The organism is Superficieibacter electus (assembly GCF_002915575.1).
GTDB lineage: Bacteria > Pseudomonadota > Gammaproteobacteria > Enterobacterales > Enterobacteriaceae > Superficieibacter > Superficieibacter electus.
Map to the genome: position 1 here is coordinate 1 of NZ_PQGD01000087.1, position 729 is coordinate 729.

At 54.7% G+C, this 729-nt stretch carries 1 protein-coding gene; it reads left to right on the plus strand.

All coding sequences use genetic code 11. The features are described from left to right. Positions 1-55: 55 nt before the first annotated feature. Positions 56-729, plus strand: a protein-coding gene (locus CHU32_RS27915; protein ID WP_228264572.1) for an IS1-like element IS1B family transposase whose coding sequence is annotated in 2 segments (ribosomal slippage) — positions 56-305 and positions 305-729 — 675 coding nt annotated over the 2 segments. Because the reading frame shifts where the segments join, the coding sequence is not laid out codon by codon here. This gene is flagged as partial in the annotation.

The following is a 729-nucleotide window of genomic DNA, read 5'->3' on the forward strand; positions in this document are numbered from 1 at the left end:
GGTGATGCTGCCAACTTACTGATTTAGTGTATGATGGTGTTTTTGAGGTGCTCCAGTGGCTTCTGTTTCTATCAGCTGTCCCTCCTGTTCAGCTACTGACGGGGTGGTGCGTAACGGCAAAAGCACTGCCGGACATCAGCGCTATCTCTGCTCTCACTGCCGTAAAACATGGCAACTGCAGTTCACTTACACCGCTTCTCAACCCGGTACGCACCAGAAAATCATTGATATGGCCATGAATGGCGTTGGATGCCGGGCAACCGCCCGCATTATGGGCGTTGGCCTCAACACGATTTTCCGCCATTTAAAAAACTCAGGCCGCAGTCGGTAACCTCGCGCATACAGCCGGGCAGTGACGTCATCGTCTGCGCGGAAATGGACGAACAGTGGGGATACGTCGGGGCTAAATCGCGCCAGCGCTGGCTGTTTTACGCGTATGACAGGCTCCGGAAGACGGTTGTTGCGCACGTATTCGGTGAACGCACGATGGCGACGCTGGGGCGTCTTATGAGCCTGCTGTCACCCTTTGACGTGGTGATATGGATGACGGATGGCTGGCCGCTGTATGAATCCCGCCTGAAGGGAAAGCTGCACGTAATCAGCAAGCGATATACGCAGCGAATTGAGCGGCATAACCTGAATCTGAGGCAGCACCTGGCACGGCTGGGACGGAAGTCGCTGTCGTTCTCAAAATCGGTGGAGCTGCATGACAAAGTCATCGGGCATTAT